We start from the raw sequence: 20,911 nt of genomic DNA, 5'->3' as shown, positions 1-20,911 counted from the left end.
ACGCAGCGCGCCCGGCCCGCGTACGGAGGAGACGAACCACCGTGAACGAATCAGAGATCGACTGTCGCATCGTCCTGCGGCACGACGACTTCGTCATGCAGAACCATCGGGTCCACGGAACCTCGGTGATGCCCGGGGTCACTTTCCTGGACATCGTCTACCGCATCCTCGCCGACCGGGGTGCGGACATCGAACGGGTGGTCCTGCGCAACATCCTCTTCACCGAGGCCGTCGCCACCGCCGAAGGCCAGGACCGGGAGATCCGCGTCAGGATCGGCGCGGACACGGGCCCCCACCGCCCGGTGACCGCGCACAGCCGACGGCTCTCTGCGGACGGGACCACCGGGGACTGGAAGGAGAACCTGCGCGCAGAGCTTCACTTCGAGGACCTGCCGTGGCCCGCCGCCCTGGATGTGGACGCCGAGCGCCGCGGCGCCCGGGAGCACCGGGACATGGCGGAGATGTACGCACTCACCCGGTCCCGTGACATCCGGCACGGCGCTGCCATGAAGTGCTTCGGCACCCTGCACACCGGTGGCGGCCGGCTGCTCGCCGAACTGGACACCGACCCGGACGACGGCGTCGGCGACGAACCGTTCCACCTCCACCCGGCCAAACTGGACGCGGCCACGATCGTGGCGTACGGCCAGTCCCGAGTGGCGGTCGACCGGCCGTTCATCCCCATGTTCATCGAGAGCTTCCGCGCGCCACGCCCGCTGTCGGGCCGCCTCGTGGTGCATGTGCCAAGGCCGGAGGAGCTCTCGGACTCGGGTGAACTCTTCGACAGCGACCTGGTGTTGTACGACGCCCAGGGCCGCTTCGCGGCGGAGTTCCGCCGGCTCACCTGCAAGCGCATCCGCCACCCCGAGCTGATCCAGCGCCTGGTCTCCGGGGCGGACGCCGTCGCCACGGACGGACTCGGAGCGGGCCCGCTCGCCGAGCCCGGATCCCAGGACAAGGCCGAGACGGCACAAGCGACGGCCCAGGACCATGCCACCGGTCCGCAGGAAGACAGTGCGGCCGGGCTCTACACGGGCTGGCTGCGCACCCGGATCGGCGATCTGCTCGGCCGGCCCGCCGATCGCGTCGCGACGTCAACAGGGTTCTACGAGCTGGGGCTCGACTCCGTATCCCTTCTGAAGGTCGGTCAGGAGCTGGAAGACCTCGTGGGCAGCACGCTGTACCCCACCCTGCTCTTCGAGTACACGGACATCGACAGCGTCGCCCAGTACCTGGCGGCCACCTTCGGGGCGCCCGAACTGCCCGAACAGCCGGCCGGCGCCGAGCCGCAGCGGCCGCCCGCGCCCGCCTCACCCGAAGCCGCGTCCGTCGTGCTGGCCCGCCACCCGGTGTGGGTGCCGTCCGGGCACGGTCAGGGCGCCGCGGTGGCGGACCTGGTGCTGATCGGCGCGGAACCCGACCTGACGCAGGCCGTGCGTGCCGCGGCCGGGGGCCGGCGGGTGGTCACCCTGCCGGACGGCCCGGCGTTCGCCGCCGGCCCGGCGGGCGCGCCCGGGACAGCCCCTGGCCCCGACCCCGACCGGATCGGGCGGGAGCTCGCCGGGCTCGGACTGGGCGAAGGCTCCTTCGTCCTGGTGGACGCCCGCGGCCTGAGGGCCGGTGCCGGAATGGACGACGGCGGCACCAGCCCCGTGGTCGACGTCTGGGCGCTTGCCACCGCACTCGTACAGACCGCGCCCACCCACCCCGTCGCGCTCTTGCGGCTGCACGCCGTACGCGGCGACGCGGCGGTCACGGAGGAGGCGGCCATCGGGGCCTTCGCCCGTACGGTCACCGCCGAGACCCCGGTGGTCCGGGTCCGTGCCGTGGGCATCGGGGCCGAGGACGCACCCGTGTCCATCGCCGCGGCGATCGTCGCCGAAGCAGGCCTCGCCTGCGCCCCCTTGACGCAGAACGGGCCGCGTGCGAGCGCGGCGCCCGACACCGAGGCCGAGGCGCGGTGGATCGCGGGACAGCGCCTCGTACGCCGGTGGACCGCGTCCCCGCAGCGCCCCGCCGGCACCGGATCGCCGTACCGGGAAAGCGGTGTCTACGTGATCACCGGAGGGTCCGGCGGAATCGCCGCCCTGCTCGCCGACCGCCTTGCGACGCAAGCGCGGGCCCGTATCGTGCTCTGCTCGCGCACCCCCGCGGACGCCGCGCTGCGTGCCCGGATGGCCGCATGGCAGGAGACCGGTGCCGAGGTGCACCATGTGGCGGCCGATGTGTCCTCACGCTCCGACACCGAGCGTCTGCTGCGGTTCACCCGTGAGCTCTTCGGCCGTGTCGACGGTGTGCTGCACTGCGCGGGACTCGTACGCGACGGCCTGTACTTCCGCAAGCGGCCCGCGGACTTTGCTTCCGTCCTCGCCCCCAAACTCCTGGGCGCACGCCACCTCGACGAGGCCACCGCCCAGGACGACCTGGACTTCTTCGCGCTCTTCTCCTCGCTGTCGGCGGTCGTCGCCAACCCCGGCCAGAGCGACTACGCGTACGCCAACGCCTGCCTCGACCACTTCGCCGAGTGGCGGGCCGCCCGCGCCGACCGGGCCGGCCGCACCGTCTCGGTGGCCTGGCCGCTGTGGGCGGAGGGCGGAATGCGGATCTCCGAGTCCGCCCTTGACAGGGCCCGGCGCGAGAGCGGCACGATGCCGTTGCCGACGGCGGACGGCATCGCGGCCTTCGAACGGAGCCTTACCGGCGACCGGGTCCGCACGTCGATCGCGTACGGGGACGCGGACCGCCTCGACGCACTGTTCCCGCCCGCCGAGGCGGGGGCCGTGTCCCCCGCACTCCCCTCCGCCGTGCGGGAGACCGCTGCCACAGGGGAGACCGCTGCCACGGGGAAGACCGCTGCCACGGGGGAGACCGCAGCCTTGACCGGGGGCGCCGCCGAGACCCGGCGTACCGCGGCTCCCGCGCCTGTGGCAGAGGACGGCATCGCGATCATCGGTGTCGCCGGGGAGTACCCGGGCGCCGGCGACCTCGACACCTTCTGGCGCAACCTCGCCGAGGGACGGGACTGTGTCACCGAAGTGCCGCGGGAGCGCTGGGACCATGACGCGGTGTACGCCGCCGACCCTGACAACCCCGGTACGACATACGGCCGTTGGGGAGGCTTCCTGGACGGCGCGGACCGCTTCGACCACGCGTTCTTCGGGATCTCGCGGCGCGAGGCCGAACGCATGGACCCCCAGGAACGGCTCTTCCTCAGGACCTGCTGGCGCACCCTTGAAGACTCCGGATACTCCCCGTCCGCACTCTCCAAGCAGACTGTCGGCGTCTTCGCCGGAGTGATGTGGAACCACTACCAGCTGGTACGGGACGCACCGGACGGGGTGGCGCCGACGGCCATGCACGCGGCCGTGGCGAACCGCGTCTCCTACGTCCTGGACCTGCACGGCCCCAGCATGGCCGTCGACACCGCCTGTTCCTCCTCGCTCACCGCAGTCCAGCTCGCGATGGAGAGCCTGCGCCGCGGCGAGTGCGACCTCGCGCTGGCCGGCGGCGTCAACGTCGCGGCCCATCCGCAGAAGTATCTGCAGCTCGCGCAGGGCAGGTTCCTCTCCACCGACGGCCGCTGCCGTAGCTTCGGAGAGGGCGGCGACGGCTATGTGCCGGGCGAAGGCGTGGGAGCCGTACTCCTGAAGCCGCTGTCCCGTGCCCGTGCCGACGGCGACCGCATTCTCGCGGTGCTGCGCGCCGGCTTCCTCAACCACACCGGCCGCACAAGCGGGTTCACCGTCCCCAGCCCCACTGCGCAGGCCGCGGTCGTGCGGGGCGCCCTGGAGCGCGCGGGAGTGCCCCCGCACTCCGTCGGCTATGTCGAGGCGCACGGCACGGGGACCTCGCTCGGCGACCCGATCGAGGTCGAAGGGCTGCGAAGGGTCTTCGCTCCGGACGGACCCGGTGAGCCGGGCAGTTGCCGGATCGGCTCGGTCAAGTCCGGCATCGGACATCTGGAGAGCGCCGCCGGGATTGCCGGGCTGACCAAGGTGGTGCTGCAGCTGCGGTTCCGCACCCTGGTTCCTTCGCTGCACGCCGGGACGACCAACTCCAAGATCGACTTTTCTCGTACGCCGTTCTCCGTACAGCGCGAGCTGGAAGCCTGGCCCGCGCCCGACGGTGGCGGACCGCGAAGGGCCGGCGTGAGCGCCTTCGGCGCGGGCGGCGCGAACGCCCATCTGGTGGTCGAGGAGTGGACCGAGGAGCCGGCCCGAACGCCCGCCGCGGACTGTCCCGAACTCGTGCTGCTCTCCGCACGCGACGCCGACGCGCTGCGGGCGAGCGCCCGCGCATTGCGAGATGCCCTCAAGCCCGCTCGCGCCGCCGCAGGACCGCTGCGCGACGCGCTCCTCAAAGAGGCCGCCGACTGCCTCGGGATTCCGCTCGCGGCCGTCGACCCCACCGAACCGCTCGCCGACCTCGGCTTCGACCGCGCCGATCTGCTGAGCCTGCGGGAGCGGGCGGCGAGCCTGCGCCCCGGCCACCCGGGCGTGGCGGCGGTGACGCCCGAGGACAGCATCGAAGACGTCGTCGCGCGCCTGTCTGCGTCTGCGGACGCGGACGCAGCGGCGGGTGCGGGTGCGGATGGGCATGGGTACGGGGACGGCAGCCCGCCTCGTCTGGACGATGTGGCGCACACCTTGCGGGTCGGACGGTCCGCGATGCCCGAACGGCTGGCCGTGGTGGCCTCATCGGTCCCCGCGCTGTGCGCCGCGCTCGACAGCTACCTCGACGACCGCGGCCTGCCGCACCCGGACATCTTCCTTACGGGTGACGGCATTTCGGCCCCGGCCAAGGGGTGCGCCGCGGCCTTCCGTGCCGGACGGCTGCACGACGCCGCCGCGGCCTGGGCCGCGGGCGAGGACGTGGACTGGCCCGCCCTCGCGACCGCCGGGACGCACCGGCGGATCGCGCTGCCCGGTCACCCGTTCCGTGAGGAGCGGTGCTGGCTCGGCAACTGGCAGGCAGGGAGCGTGAGTCAGCCCCGCGAGGACCACAGCGTGGCCCCTGCTTGCCCGGCGAGCGAGCCTGCGGCCCCCGCCCCCGTCGCCCCGTACACCGGTTCCGAAGTGGACCTGCAGGTGCTCGACCACGGCATCGCCCTGGTCACCATGGCCGCGGCTGATCAGCAGAACATGTTCACCGATGGTCTGATGCACGGCCTCAAGTGGGCCTTCGCGCAGATCGCCGAACGCCCCGACGTCAGCGCGGTCGTGCTTGCCGGATCCGGCAAGGTCTTCAGCATGGGCGGCACGCCCGAAGCGCTCGCCGACCTCTCCGCGCGGCGCACGCGGTTCACCGACACACCGTTCGTGTACGAGGGGTTGCTGCGCTGCGACCGGCCGGTGATCGCGGCGGTCTCGGGCCATGCGTCCGGCGGCGGCCTCGCGTTCGGCCTGTACGCGGACATGGTGGTGATGTCACGGGACGCCGTGTACAGCAGCAACTTCCTCAAGTACGGGTTCACGCCTGGCATGGGCGCGACCTACATCCTCGAACAGCGGCTCGGGAAGTCCCTGGCCACCGAGATGCTTCTGACCGGACGGCCGTACGCCGGTGCCGAGCTGGAACGGCGCGGCGCCACGGTCGTCTTCCGGGACGCGACCGAGGTGCTGCCCGCGGCCCTCGACCTCGCCCGCTCCGTCGCCGACCTCTCGCCGCAGGCCGTGGCCGCGCTCAAGAGCGAGCTGGCCGGGCGGATGCTCCGCGAGCTGCCGGCGGTCATCGAACGTGAGGTGCGGATGCACGAGCAGGTCCTCGGCGAGGGGTCGGCCGCTCTGGTACGGGAGCACTTCGGGAAGGTCGCGGATTACGGCAGGACCGGCCAGGACCGGCCGACGGAGTCGCCCGCCACGCAGTCTCCTGCCGCTGCGGGGCCGCCCGCCGCTCTCGCCCCGCCGGCGTCGGTGCCGGCAACGACGCCGGCCGAGCGTGTGCCCGAGGCCGCGGAGGGGCAGCTCTCCGCAAACGGACCGGACGTGGCGGAAGCGGAAGAGGTCATCGCCACCACGCTGACCGAGGTCCTGTACCTGGACGCCGGTGAACTCGACCGCAGGCTCAGCTTCAACGAGATGGGCGTCGACTCCATTGGCGCCGTGGAACTGGCCAAGGACCTCAACCGCGTCTTCGGCCTGGCCCTCGACTCCGTCGCCGTATACGACTATCCGACGCTGCCGGCCCTGGCCGAGCACGTGACGTCGATCCGCGCGCAGAACCAGTCCCTGCACCGGGCGGCAGCCCGGGAGGTGCAGCCGCCTGCGGGCGCGTCTGCCGCTGCCCCCCTTGCCGCACCTGTCGCCGCACCGGCACCAACTCCCCTACCGGTTCGGGCCGATGAGCACCGGGCCGTATCGCAGGAGTCCGCGGGAGGCGGGCAACCGGCCCCACAGGCGGCGGCTTCCGGGGCCACGGGACGCGTCCGTCTCGCCCCGCTGCCCGGACCCGCCATGCCGTCGGCACCCGTGCCCGCCGCACCCGGGCCACGCCTCGTCGCGCTCTCCACCCCGGATCCGGCGACCACCACGAATCCGGCGACCACCACGGACGCGGAGAGCACCACCGCCTCACCCGCCGCCCACGCGGCTACGGCCGCCTGGACCACCGTCCACGCAGCCGCCCCGGGCCGCCCCGACCTCCAGGAGGCCATCGCCGTCATCGGAGCCGCCGGACGCTTCCCCGGTGCCCCCGACCTCGACACCTTCTGGGAGAACCTCGTCAAAGGCCGCTCCCAGATCCGTGAAGTGCCGCCGGAGCGCTGGCGTGCTGCGGACTTCTACCACCCCGACCGCCGTGTGCCCGGGCGCTCGTACAGCAAATGGGCTGCCCTGATCGACGACGTGGACAAGTTCGACGCACGCTTCTTCCAGGTCTCGCCTCTTGAGGCCGAGGCCATGGACCCGCAGCAGCGCCTGTTCCTCGAAGAGGCGTGGACGGCCCTCGCGGACGCCGGGCTCACCGACGCCGCACGGAAGCAGAAGTGCGGTGTGTTCGTCGGCTGCGGCACAGGCGACTACCAGTCTCTGCTCGAAGAAGCCGGAGCTGCCGAGACCGGCCAGGCCTTCCTCGGCAGCAGCAGCTCGATCCTCGCTGCCCGGATCGCGTATCTGCTCGATCTGACCGGCCCCACCCTCGCGGTGGACACCGCGTGTTCGTCCTCCCTCGTGGCCGTGCATCTGGCCTGCGAGAGCATCCGCAACGGGGACTGCGAGACCGCGGTCGCCGGTGGTGTGGCGCTGATGACGACCCCGCGGATGCATGTGTGGACCAGCAAGACCGGCATGCTCTCGCCGACCGGGCGATCGCTCCCGTTCGACGCGGACGCCGACGGCATCGTGCTCGGAGAAGCCGTGGGCGTGGTCGTCCTCAAGAGTCTGCGCAAGGCGCTGGAGGACGGGGACCGCATCCACGGCGTGATCCGCGGCACCGGAGTCAACGGGGACGGCAGGACCAACGGAATCACCGCACCCAGCGCCCACTCTCAGTCGGAGCTCCTGCGTGCGGTGCATCGCAGGGCCGGCGTCACCGGCGCCGACCTCGGATACCTGGAGGCGCATGGCACCGGCACGCATCTCGGCGACCCCATCGAGGTCAAGGCACTCAACGAGGTGCTGCGCGAGTCGGGCGCCACGGACTGCGTCCTCGGTTCGGTGAAGGCCGCGATCGGTCACACCACCACCGCCGCCGGGATCTCAGGGCTGCTCGCGCTGCTCATGGCCCTGCGCGCCCGCCGGATCCCGCCGGCCGCCCATTTCACCCGGCTCAACCCGGAGATCGACCTGACGGACAGCCCGCTCCGGCTGACCCCGGTCGCCGAGGAGTGGCGCCCCGGGTCCTGCGGGGTCCGGGTGGGGGCGGTCAGCAGCTTCGGCTTCAGTGGTACGAACGCGCATGTGGTGCTCGCCGAGGCCCCGTCCCCGGCCGATCCGGCCATCGCCGCAAGGGAGCACCGGGAGCCCGAGCCCCTGACGGCCCATCCCTTCACCAGGACCCGCCACTGGGTCACGGCGCCGGCGGGCGAGGCCCCCGTATCGGACTCCTCCGTATCGGGCTCCTCCGTGCCGGGCTCCTCCGTGCCGGATGTGGCCGGGCCGCCGCAGGCTCCCGCCGCGTACACGGGCAGCGGCAGCCGCACCGCCCTACTCGCGCGGCCGCCGGCCGATGCCACCATCTGGACCCTGGATCCGCAGCACCGCGTGGTCGCCCACCATCACGTGGCGGGGCGACCGCTCCTGCCGGGCACCGCGACCCTGTCCCTCGCCCTCGACTACGCCCGCGCCGCGGGCGTGAGCGGACCGGTCGTGATCTCAGGGGTGCGCTGGCTGCGCCCCCTGCACGCCGACGAGACACGCCTGGTGCGGGCGGCCACGGTGACAGCGGAAGGGGAGAAGCACGCCCTGGAGTTCACCGCCGACGACGACGAGGCGGCTGCTCCCTTCGCCCGCGCCCAGGTCAGCGCACTGAACGGCGACGTGGACGATCGGATGGACGTCGAGGCCCTTGGCCGGGCGCTCCCCGAACTGCGGACCGGCGCCGCGCTGTACGGCGAGTTCGCGGCCGGAGGGCTCGGCTACGGTCCGGCCTTCCGGCTCATCCAGGAGGTCCGCCACGGCGCCGACGAGGCGCTCGCCGTACTGAGTGCGCCGGCCGCCGAGCACGCTGCGGGCCACTGGCCCGCGAACGGCACCGATGCCGCACTGCTTGACGCGGCGCTGCAGGTCACCGCCGTCCTGCAAGCGGGTTCGGAACAAGGCCCGCTGGTGCCCTTCGCCTTGGAGCGCGCCGAACTTCTCGGCCCCCTGTCCACACCGGCGTACGTCCACGCCGTACGCACCGGAGCACACACCTTCGCCATCCGGCTTGCCGATGAGCAGGGCGGGATCGTCGCCCGCCTGGACGGGCTGATGCTGCGCCCCCTGCCCACCGGCCCGGCAGCCGGCCTCCCGGTGTACGTGCCGGTGTGGCAGGAGGCCGACGCGGTGAGCGCCGGTCCGGTGGAAGCGCCGGGCAGGGTCATGGTGGTCCACGGCCCCGGCGTCAGCGCGCTGGCCGTCGGCCTGACGGAGCTGCACTCCGGTGCCGAGGTGCTCGCGGTGGACTGGGACGAGGCGGCCGAAGCCATTGGCCGAGCTCCTCAACTTCCGGACCGCATCTACCTGTTGGCGGATCCTGCCTGGGTGGACGCGCGTGCCGCGCGCGATGCCGTCACCGCGCTGCACCGTCTGGTCCTGGCCGTCCTTGACCGCGACGGTGCCCACCACGGCCTCGACCTGCGGGCGGTTCTGCCCGGCGCCGTCGATGCCCCGGTCGACGAGGGCGCGGTCCGTGACCGGTCCGCGGACACGGACGTGGACGAGGACGTGGACGACATCGTGCCGGGCGCCGCGGCCCTGCTCGGGTACTGCTCGGCACTCGACGCCGAGTTCCCGCGCTGGACCGTCGGCTGCGTCGACCCGGGTACCGCCGCTGTCGCAGACCGGGCGGTCGAGACGGCCCGGCGCGTCCACGCCGAACGGCCCACCGGCAGCCGCCCGGTGGCGTTGCGCGCGGACCGCCGTCTCGTACGGTCCTTCGCGCCGTGGACCGCTCCGGCGGCCGACGGCTCCGCTTCCCCGTTCCGTACCGGCGGCGTCTATGTCGTGCTCGGCGGTGCGGGAGGCCTCGGCAGCGTGGTCTGCCGCGCACTCGCACGCACCGCGCGGGCCCGCCTCGTCCTTGTCGGCAGGAGTCCGCTCGACGCCAGGATCGAGGCGCTGCTCGCCGACCTCACCAGGCTCGGCGCCACCGCCGAGTACCAGCAGGCCGACGCCGCCGACCCGGAGGCGATGCGCCAGGTCGTCGCGCGGGCCAGGGCGAGGTTCGGCCCGGTCAACGGTGCTGTGCACGCCGCGTTCGTCCTGCACGACAAGACCGTGGCCCAGCTGACCGAATCGGTGTTGGACGAGGTGCTCGGCCCGAAGATGGCGGGCGCCGAGGCGTTCTGCGCGGCCCTGCGGGACGAGCCGCTCGACTTCCTCACCCTGTTCTCGTCCGCGATCTCCTTCGTCGACGCACCCGGCCAGGCCGCCTACGCGGCGGCCAGCACCTTCGAGGACGCCCTGGCGCTGCGTCTGCGACGCCGGTTCGGTATCCCCGCGCAGGTCGTGAACTGGGGCTACTGGGGCAGCGTCGGCGCGGTGTCCGACGCGCGCTACCGGGAGCGGATGGCCGGCTTCGGGGTGGGTTCCATCGAGCCCGCCGAGGGCATGGCCGCGCTGAGCCGCATCCTCACCCACCGGCTGCCCCAGGCACTGGCGATGAAGGCGGACCCGGCCGGGCTCACCCGCTTCGGGATCGAGGGCGCAGCCGAGCGGCCCGTACGGACCGTGCAGTCGGCACGGACCGCAGGCCCGCAGGCCCCGCCCTCCGCAGCCGCCGTACGGGACTACGTCCGGGGCGTCTTCGCGGAAGTACTGAAGTACGAGGCGGCCGAACTCGACGACCGCACCACCTTCGAGCACTACGGCGTGGACTCGCTGGTCGGCCAGAACGTGGTCCAGCGGTTCGAGGAGGACCTGGGCGATCTCCCGGCCACACTGCTCTTCGAAAACCTGACGATCACTCAACTCACGGCGTACTTCCAGGAGAAGTGTGCCGACCGCCTCGCGGCGCTCACCGGCGCGAGTGCCGGTGCGGTGGGGCGTGTGGACACGGAGCCCGCATCCGAGGATTTGGCGACACCGACACCGACACCGACACCGACGCCCGTCGAACCCATGGCCATTGGCCCCGTGGCCATTGACCCCATGGACATCGCCGTCGTGGGCGTCAGCGGACGCTTTCCGCAGTCTCCCGACATCGAGGCGTTCTGGCGCAACCTCTCCGCCGGCACCCACTGCGTCACGGAGGTCCCCGCCGAACGCTGGGACTGGCGCACCCACTTCGACCCCAAGCGGGGCAAGCCGCAGCACAGCTACGGCCGGTGGGGCGGATTCCTCGACGGTATCGACCGGTTCGACCCGGCGTTCTTCGGCATCCTGCCGAAGGAAGCGGCCGACATCGACCCGCAGGAACGTCTCTTCCTGGAGACCTGCTGGGACCTTCTGGAGCAGACGGGCCAGCTCGGCGACCGGACCGATTCGCCGCGCAGCACCGGCGTGTTCGTCGGCGTCATGTACGGCTCGTACGGGCGGCTCGCGGCGGCGCAGTGGGCCGACGGCAGGCTCGCCGGAGCGCACTCGGCGTACTGGTCGGTGGCCAACCGGGTCTCGTACACCTTCGATCTCCAAGGGCCGAGCTTCGCCGTCGACTCGGCCTGCTCCTCATCCCTGACCGCAGTCCATCTGGCGGTGCAGAGCCTGCGCCGCGGCGAGTGCCGCACCGCCATCGCCGGCGGCGTCAACTTGATCCTGCACCCCGCGCACCTGGTGGCGCTCTCCTCCCTGAACATGCTGGCCGCCGACGGCGCCTGCAAGGTGTTCGACGAGCAGGCCGACGGCTACGTGCCCGGCGAAGGCATCGGTGCGGTACTGCTCAAGCCGCTCGCCGACGCGGTCGCCGACGGCGATGACATCTGGGCCGTCATCAAGGGAAGTGCGGTCAACTCCGGGGGCAGGACCGGTGGTTACACCGTTCCTAACCCCCTCGCGCAGGCCCGGCTCGTCGCGGACGTGGTCCGTGACTGCGGTGTCGACCCGCAGACGCTCGGCTACATCGAGGCGCACGGAACCGGGACCGCACTCGGTGACCCCATCGAGATCGCCGGCCTGCGCCGCGCCTTCGGTGACCGTCCGCCGCGCGACTGCGCCATCGGCTCTGTCAAGGCGAACATCGGACATCTGGAAGGCGCCGCCGGGATCGCCGGCCTCACCAAGGTCCTGCTGCAGCTCCGGCACGGCTCGATCGCGCCGTGTGTGAACCTCCAGGAGCTCAACTCCCGTATTGATACGGATGGTTGGTCCTTCAGCATGCCGCGCACGCTCACCCCTTGGATGAGTCCCGTGGATGCCGAGGGGCGGACTCTGCCGCGCAGGGCCGGAGTGAGCTCGTTCGGTGCGGGCGGTGCCAACGCCCATGTCGTATTGGAGGAGTACCTGCCGGACCCGGCCCGCCCGTGGCGCGTCCCCGCGCCGGACGGGGGCGGCGAACAGCTCTTTCTGCTCTCGGCGCGCACCGAGGCGCAACTGCGCGCCCAAGCAGGCCGGATCGCCGATCAATTGGCCGGGGATCCCGCGGATCCCGCGGATCCCGCGGCGACCCTGGCGGAGCTGGCGTTCACCAGCCAGGTCGGCCGTCACGAGCACTCCGTACGCATGGCGGTACATGCCACAAGCGCCGCACAGCTCGAACAGCGGCTGCGTGCCCACTCCCTTGGTGAGAACGGGCCGCACGTGTTCGCCGGCCAGGTCGGCACCCGCCGCCCCGGGAGTGGCGCCGCCCCCGGGGCCGCGCAGGAACCCGTGGAGAAGACGGACCCACAACTGCTCCTCAACAACCGCGACTTGCCTGCTCTTGCCCGGTTGTGGACCGGCGGCACCAGGGTCGAGTGGGCCCGCCTGTGGCCGGCCCCGCGGCCGCGACGCATTCCCCTTCCCTCGTATCCATACGACAAGACCCGGCACTGGCTGCCGGTTGAACCGGAGGTGAAACCGGTGACACCGATCGCATCCGACGGCACGGTGCCCGACGCCGGGCCGTCCGCGGAAGTCCGCTATCTGCGGCCCACCTGGGAACCGGCCGCCCGGCCGGCTGCGGGCAGCGCGCCGCGCACCCTCGCCCTGATGTCCGACGACGTCGGCCTCGGCCGCGCCGTCACGGCCGCCGCGCGGCGCATGGGCAGTAACTGTGTGGTGCTCGGCCACGGCGGTCAGCTGGCCGAGACAGCCGACGGCTGGACCCTCGACCTCACGGACCGCGAGCAGCACCGCCGCCTGGCCGACACCCTCGCCGAGCGAGGGCTGCTGCCCGACGCGGTGCTACGAATCGGCGGTTCTCTCACGGCCTCCAGCACTTCCGCCGCTGCTCCCGCAGTCTGCGACTCTTCCGCCGAACCTCTGTCAATCACCGCGCTGGAAGAGGGAGTTCTGCCCTTCCTGTGGTGTACTGCCGAGCTCCTGTCGCGGCGTGGTGACGGCGCCGTACGTGGTCTGTACACCCATCTGTCACCGTCCGGCGCGACCCAGCCGCAGCACGCGGCGGCCGCGGGCGTCATCCGTACGCTCGCCGTGGAGCATCCCCGTTTCCGCGGCAGCCGGGTGGTCGTCGAGGAGGCCTGGCCGGCCGACGTGCTGGCCGAGCAGCTGCTCGCCGAGCTCGCCTCGGCCGGCGACGAGCCCGCTGAGATCGCCCTGCGGCCCGGCGGCCGCAGGAAGTTGCACCTGACGGAGTTCCAGCCCCGCACCGCGGGCCTGCCGCAGGAGCTGCCACTGCGTCCGGGCGGCACCTATCTGGTGACCGGCGGCACGGGCGCCCTGGGGCTGCGGATCGCCGAGTATCTGGCGGAGCACGGCCGTCCGCTGCACCTCGTTCTCGCGTCGCGCTCCGCACCCGACGCCGCTGTACGCGCCCGGATCGAAGCGATGAGCAAGGACGGCGTGAAGGTGCGCTGGGCGCAGGCCGATGTCTCGCGCGGTGACGACGTCCAGCGGCTCGTCGAGGAGATCCGTGGCAACCACGGTGCCCTGCACGGCATCGTCCACGCGGCGGGTGTCACGCGCGACGGACTCGCCGTCCGCAAGACCCGCGCCGACTTCGACGCGGTGTGGGGGGCCAAGGCCGCGGCCGCGGTTCATCTCGACGCGGCCGTCGGGGACGGCCCGCTCGACTTCTTCGTCCTCTTCTCCTCCCTTGCCGGACGTACGGGCAATCTGGGCCAGGCCGACTATGCCTGCGCCAACGCCTACCTCGACGCGTTCGCCGAACTGCGCGCTGCGCGCGTCCTCGCAGGGGAGCGCTCCGGCATCACGGTCTCGGTCTGCTGGCCCCTGTGGGAGGACGGCGGCATGACCGTGGACGAGTCGACGCGTGCCCGGTTCGCCCGCAGGTGGAACATGGTGCCGCTGAGCACCGAGGCGGGCCTCAGGGCGTTCTGCCGCGCGCTGGCGGGGGAAGGCCCGTGCTTCGCCGTCCTGGAGAGCCCGGCTTCCGCGATGCACGAGAACTCCGCGTCGTACGCGCCAAGTGCGCCTGAAGGCAAGGTAGGTGAACAGATTCTCCCGACGAAGGCCCCCGAGCCGGCCGAGGCCGCCGACGATCTCGCGGCGCAGATCGAGCTGGGGCTGCGCCGCACAGCGTCCGGCTTCCTGCTCGTCGATCCCTCGGAGGTCCCCGTCGACGAGGAACTCCTGGACGTCGGCTTCGACTCCATCACCCTCACGCAACTCGTCAACGAGGTGAACGAGGAGTACGGCATCGACCTGCTGCCGACCGCGCTCTTCGAGGCCCCGACCCTACGGGAGTTCGCACGGCACCTGGAGCGGGAGAACGCGGCGGACGTCCGCCGCGTCCTGACCGCGCGCGCCCGGCAGACGGCAGCGGACACCCGGCCGGTCACCCCTGAGCAGGCCGTGACTCAGCCGGCCGGATCCGACGCCAGGGCCGGATCGGACGCTCACGCCGGATCCCACGCCCAGGCCGGATCCGATGCTCACGCCGGATCCCACGCCCAGGCCGGATCCGATGCTCACGCCGGATCCGACGCCCAGGCCGCGGCCCGACGACCGCAGAGCACCCTCGCACCACAACCCGGCCCGTCCGCACCGCGGACCCGGGCCGAGGACGGCCGTTCACGCCCGATCGCCGTGATCGGCATGGCGGGTCTGCTGCCGGGCTGCGACGACCTGGAGAGCTTCTGGCAGCACCTGGCCGCAGGGGACGATCTCGTACGTCCAGTGCCGGAGGACCGCCCGTTCCTGCTCGGGCACCCTGGCCTGGAGGGCCTTCGCGGCGGATTCCTCGACCGCGTCGCCGACTTCGACGCTCCGTTCTACCGGATCTCCCCGGCCGAGGCCGCTCTGATGGACCCCCAGCAGAGGCTGTTCCTCGAAGTGGTCTGGCAGCTCCTGGAGAACGCCGGCTACCGTCCGGCCGGCCTCGCGGGCACCTCGACGGGGCTGTTCGTCGGCGTCTCCACCTCGGACTACGCGGAACTGATGCGTGCAGCGGGCGGAGAGGTCCAGGCTCATGCGGCCACCGGCCTGGCACACGCGATCATCGCCAACCGGGTCTCCCGCCATCTCGATCTGCGCGGACCGAGCGAGGCTGTGGACACGGCCTGCTCGAGCGCCCTGGTGGCGCTGCACCGTGCCGCGCGCGCCGTGGCCGACGGCGAGTGCGAACTCGCCGTCGCAGGCGGCGTCAACCTGACGCTGAGCCCAGGGCTGTTCAGCGCCTTCACCAAGTCGGGCATGCTCAGCCCGGACGGCCGCTGCAAGACGTTCGACAAGGACGCCGACGGCTACGTACGCGGAGAAGGCGCCGGGGCGGTGCTGCTCAAGCCGCTCGACCGGGCCGAGGCGGACGGTGACCGGGTGCTCGCCGTGCTGCGCGGCAGTGCCGTCAACCACGGTGGCCGCTCCACCTCCCTGACGGCCCCCAACCCCGAGGCGCAGGCCCGCGTCGTGGCGGACGCGTATCGGCGGGCGGGCGTCGACCCGGCCACCGTCAGCTATGTCGAGACCCACGGCACAGGCACCCGCCTCGGCGACCCGGTGGAACTCGAAGGTCTGAAGAAGGCGTTCACCCGGCTGTACGAGGACACGGGACGCCCGCTGCCCACCGAACCGTCGGTGGCCCTCGGGTCGGTCAAGACCAACATCGGTCACCTGGAGTCCGCCGCGGGCATAGCCGGCGTCCTGAAGGTGCTGCTCAGCCTGCAGCACGCGGAGCTGCCGCCGACGCTGCACGTCAACGAGTTGAACCCCTATCTGCGGCTCAAGGACACCCCGTTCTACGTCAACGACCGGGGCCGGCGCTGGGAGGGGGTCCCGGACGAGAGCGGTGCCCTCGTCCGTCGCGCGGGCATCAGCTCCTTCGGCTTCGGCGGTACGAACGCGCATATCGTCCTCGAAGGCCACCGGGCTCCCGCACGGCCGGCCGTGCCGGTACCGCCCGGTGCGCAGGTCGCGGTGGTCTCGGCGCCCGACGGTGAGGCGCTCGCGGACTATGCCCTGCGGCTTGCCGGACATCTCAAGGACGAGCGGGAGGTGGATCTGGCGGCCTTCCTGTGGACTCTGCAGACCGGCCGCGAGGAGTACCCGGAGCGGCTGGCCGTGGTCGGCGTGGACCGCGAGCAGTTGGTGGAGCGTCTGACGGCCGCCGCCGCCGGCGAGTTCGCCATGCCGGGCATCCACCAGGGCACCGCCGGTCCCGCGAAGAGCCACGCATGGAGCACCGACGCCGAGGAGAACGCGCGGGCCTGGGTGGCCGGCGCCCCCGGCACCTGGTCCGCACTGTGGCAGCACGCCCACCCGGTCCGGCTCACGCTCCCTTCGTTCCGCCGCACCGGCACGCCGCACTGGTTCACCACCACCCGGCACACGACGCAGTCAACGACTGCCGCTGCCGCCGCCGCACAGGCGCAGGCACCGGCTGCGGCATCGCCTGAGGCACCGGCTGCGGCACCGGCACAAGTGCCGGCCGCGACGCAGGCGCCGTCCTTCGTCGGGCTCCACCGAGCCCCCGTGACGCGTGGGCGAGGCGCCCCGCTGCGGCTCTCCCCGGTCAACGCGCCACCGAGGCAGGCGCTTTCCGCGCTCACGGCACCACCGCGGGACGAGGCTCCGGTACGGACCGAAGCGGCGGAGGCACACCTCCCCGCACTGTCCCCCGACACCTCGGTGCCGGGGGAGCCGCCGGCCGGTGAACTCCTGGCCGATCGGAGCGCGGTCGCCGAGAGGATCCGTGACTCGCTCGCCGACATCCTCGACGTGCCCGGCCGGCAGATCGCCGACGGTGACTCCTTCACCGACCTCGGCCTCGATTCGATCTTCCGTATGCAGTTGGTCAGGGAGCTCAACGAGGCCTACGGGCTCGACCTGAAGGCTGCCGAGCTCTACGAATGCGACTCCGTCGCGGCGCTCTCCGCCCGTACCTGGGAGGAGATGCTCAACACCGCGGGACCCGGCGCCGACTGCGTCTCCGAGCCCCAGCCCCAGCCCCAGCCTCAGCCCGAGCCCGAGCCCGAGCCCGAGCCGCAGACGGCACGGTTCTCGCAGCAGGCTCCGCAGCCGGCTCCGCACCCGACCTCCACACCTGCGGACCCAGCCGCCCTCACCACCGACGCCTCCGCGCTCCTCACCACCGTCATCACCCGTCTCGTCGGCCGAGCCCCGAGCGCCGGGGAGAGCTTCACCGAGGCGGGATTCACCTCCTTCGACATGCTGCGCACCATCAGTGCCCTGGAGCGCAGATTCGGCGCCCTGCGGAAGACCTTGATGTTCGACCGCCCGACGACGGCCGCGCTCACCGAGCAGCTGATCGCCGACCACGGCCCGCGCGTCATCACCCTGCTGTCCGAGACCGCCACGGCCCTCGACGAAGCCCCGCAGACCTCCGCCCCGGCCACCGGTCACCCGGCCCCCGAACCGACCGCATCCGTCGAAGGACCGCTCATCGTCCGTAAGCGAAACCTCCCCCAACTCCCGGAGCTGGCAGCCGTATTCACCGAGCTTGACCGCAGCTACGCGAAGGAGGGCGGACTCGCAGGCCGTGACATCGCCCCGCTCGCCTTCCTGGGCAAGGACCGTGCCGGCTACTTCAACTTCTCGCGGCGCGACACTGTCCTCTTCGCCTGGAGCTACGTCGGCTCGGCCGAATACCTCCCCATCCTCGCGGCCGAGTACCTGGCCTATGCCGAACGGGAAAGCCTGAAGCCCAACTTCCTGTCGGTGCTGCGCCTGGACGAGGTCGCGGGGCGCCGGCTCACGGCCACCCCGTTCGGCGCGATCCAGCGCCTGGAGAACCTGGACACGTTCACAGTGTCCGGTGGACGGATGCAACGACTGCGCTACCTCATCGGCAAGTTCACCAAGAACAGCACCTGCCGCACCGAGGAGTACGAGGTCGGCTCGGACCAGGCCACCGACGCGGGCATCGTCGACCTCATCGACCAGTGGGCCTCCGTCAAGCAGATGACCAACCCGTATGTCGACGTGGTCCGCCGCGAACTGGGCGCGGGCCGCCTCGACGGGCGGCACCGGATGTTCCTGACGTACCGCGACGACGTACTCGCCAACGCGGTGATCGTCACCAAGCTGCCCTCCGAGCCCACCTACCTGCTCGACCTCGAGTTCTACGCGAAGGGCCTGCCGCCGGGCGGCATCGAGCACGCGATCGTGCAGATCGTGCAGACCCTGCGCACCGAAGGCATCAGCTGCTTCAGCTTCGGCGCCAGTTTCGGTGTCCGCCTCGGCGACTCGCCCAATGCCTCGGCCGAGGTGGCCGACGGCATGGAGGAGCTGCGGTCGGTCGGCATCTTCAACGAGGGCAACTACCAGTTCAAGAACAAGTTCCGGCCCGTCAACACCCCCGTCTACCTCTGCCAGCCGGACGACGCGAGCCGCACCGGGGTCTCCGACGTGATCCTCATGATCGCCAACCCGGACCTCGACGCCACGGCCCCCGGCGAACTCACCCCCACAAGCCGCACACCACAGCCGGCCCCGAAGCCGGCCCTGAAGGACGCCCCGAAGCCGGCCCTGAAGGACGCCCCGGAGCCGGCCCTGAAGGACGCCCCGCGTCCGCTGCCCGCCACCCGTCCCGCCCCCGCTCCCGCTCCCACTCCGTCCGTTTCCACGGCGGACCGTGACCGTCTGCTCGCGGCGCACGGCCACAACCCGCTGAGCCTGCCCACCGAGGCCGTCGAACACGATCTGGTGACGGATTCCTGGGCGGAACTCGACCTGCCCGCCGCCACGGCACGGCTGAGCGCTCTCGCCGCCGCAGTGGTCACCGTGCCGGGCTCGTCCGCCGACGAACTCCGCCTGCCCTGGCTGCCGTTCGACTGCGTGGTCCCCACCCAGTCGGGGCGGGCCGCCGAGGCACTCCTGTGCCGCAGCCGGCCGGGCGCTCCCGGCGCTGTCGTACACAACAGCCTGTTCCCGACCTGGACCCTGACCCTTCTGGAGCAGGGCTTCGAACCCGTCCCCGCCGGGGGCCCCGCGTCCAGTGAAGGACCGGCGCTGCGCGGCGGCCTCGACCCGACCGCCCTGGACCTGACACTGACGCAGTGGCACGGACGTACCGCATTCGTCTGTGTCGAAATCGGCAACAACGCACGCGGCGGATACGCGGCGGCCCTGGACGAACTGCGCGCCGTCCGGCGGACCGCGAAGGCGCACCAAGTCCCCCTCGTCCTGGACGCATCCCGGGTACTGGACGCCGCGTATCTGCTCATCGAGCACGATCCGGAGCAACACGGCCGTGACGTCTGGGAGGTGGTACGGGACATCCTGGGCACGGCCGACGCCGTCACTCTCAGCCTGTCCAAGGACTTCGGCCTCGACTTCGGCGGACTTGTCGCCACCAGCGACCCCGCACTCGCCGAGCGGCTGCGTGAGTCGGTGGCCATGCGCGGGCACCAGATCGGCCGCACCGCGCGCAAGACGGTCGTGGCCGCACTCTCCGACCAGGACTGGGCCGCCGAGCAGGTACGTCTTCGGATGACGGCCGTACGCACGCTGTGGCAGCGCCTGGCCGCGGCGGGTGCACCGCTGGTCGCCCCCGTCGCCGGTCATGCCGTGGTGCTCGACGTGGCGGCGCTGCCGGCCTTCGCGGATCACGAGGACCCAGTGGCCTCCTGCCTCGCGTGGATCTTCCGGCACACCGGGGTGCGCGGGGCGCCGCAACTCCTCGCCGGGGACGAGACCGCAGCCCGGCCGTGGATCAGGCTCGCCGTGCCCGTGGGGGTGGACGAGGCCCGGATCGAGGAGATTGCCGAACGGCTCGCCACACTGCTGCGCAACGCGCCGGAGCCACTGCGTCTGGTGCGCGTCGGCGGACAGGAGCGCGGAAGTTCCGGCGCCGTGGCCGCCTACCACCCGGCGGACACCCTGCCGCAGGATGTCCGAGCCGCCCTGCAGGACGGTTCCCGCGCGGCCGACGACAACCCGGGCGTCCTGCGTGATCTGGGCGCCGACGTCACCCACCGGGTGCTCACGCTGCCCGAGGGCGACGTGGAGACATTCGAGGCGGGCCGGGGGCCCGCACTGCTCCTGATCCACCCGTTCAACATCGGGGCCGGCCTCTTCGCGCACCAGTTCCGCGCCCTTGCCGAGCGGCACCGGGTGATCGTGATGCACGCACCCGGCGTCGGCCGCACCACCGCCGTGCCCGAACTGACCCTCAGCGGCCTCGCCGGACTGCACCACGCGGCGCTGCGGGCCCTCGGTGTGCAGGGGCCGGTGCATGTGGCCGGCGCCAGCTTCGGCGGCCTCACCGCGCAGCGGTTCGCGCTCGACCATCCACAGGACACGGCCTCGCTCACCCTGCTGTGCAGCTCGTACAAGTGCGGCAACCGCGTCGGTGAGGTCAACCGGCTCTCCGTCGTGGTCGGCGAGGACTTCGACGCGGTGGGGGACCGGGTGAGCCCGGGCGACCGGCGCCGTTTCGAACAACTCCTGCTGCGCTGCGAAAGCATGGACCCGCAGACCGGGCTTCGCTACCTGGACGTCTTCGCCCAGGAGCCCAACCTGCTCGCCGTCCTGCCGGAGATCTCCGTACCGACCCTGATCGTCCAGGGGGCACACGACTCCGTGATCCCGCTCAAGACGGCCCATCTGCTGCACGGCGCCATCCCCGACGCCCAGTACGTACAGATCGAGGGGGCCGGCCACTTCCCCACGCTCACGCACCCCGACGAACTGCACGGTGCTCTGCGGAAGTTCCTCGCCGCACACGAGTCCGCGCGCACCGAACGAAAGGGATCCTGACC

General features: G+C 72.1%; 1 protein-coding gene. It reads left to right on the top strand.

Annotation, left to right across the window (positions count from 1 at the left end; translation table 11 throughout):
• Nucleotides 1-41: 41 nt before the first annotated feature.
• Nucleotides 42-20,909, top strand: coding sequence for an SDR family NAD(P)-dependent oxidoreductase (locus tag AB0D18_RS29315; RefSeq protein WP_362424987.1), 20,868 nt, complete (start codon nucleotides 42-44; stop codon nucleotides 20,907-20,909).
• Nucleotides 20,910-20,911 lie beyond the last annotated feature (2 nt).

This window comes from Streptomyces sp. NPDC048442, assembly GCF_040651475.1.
GTDB lineage: Bacteria > Actinomycetota > Actinomycetes > Streptomycetales > Streptomycetaceae > Streptomyces.
This window is presented reverse-complemented; position numbering and strand designations above follow the sequence as displayed.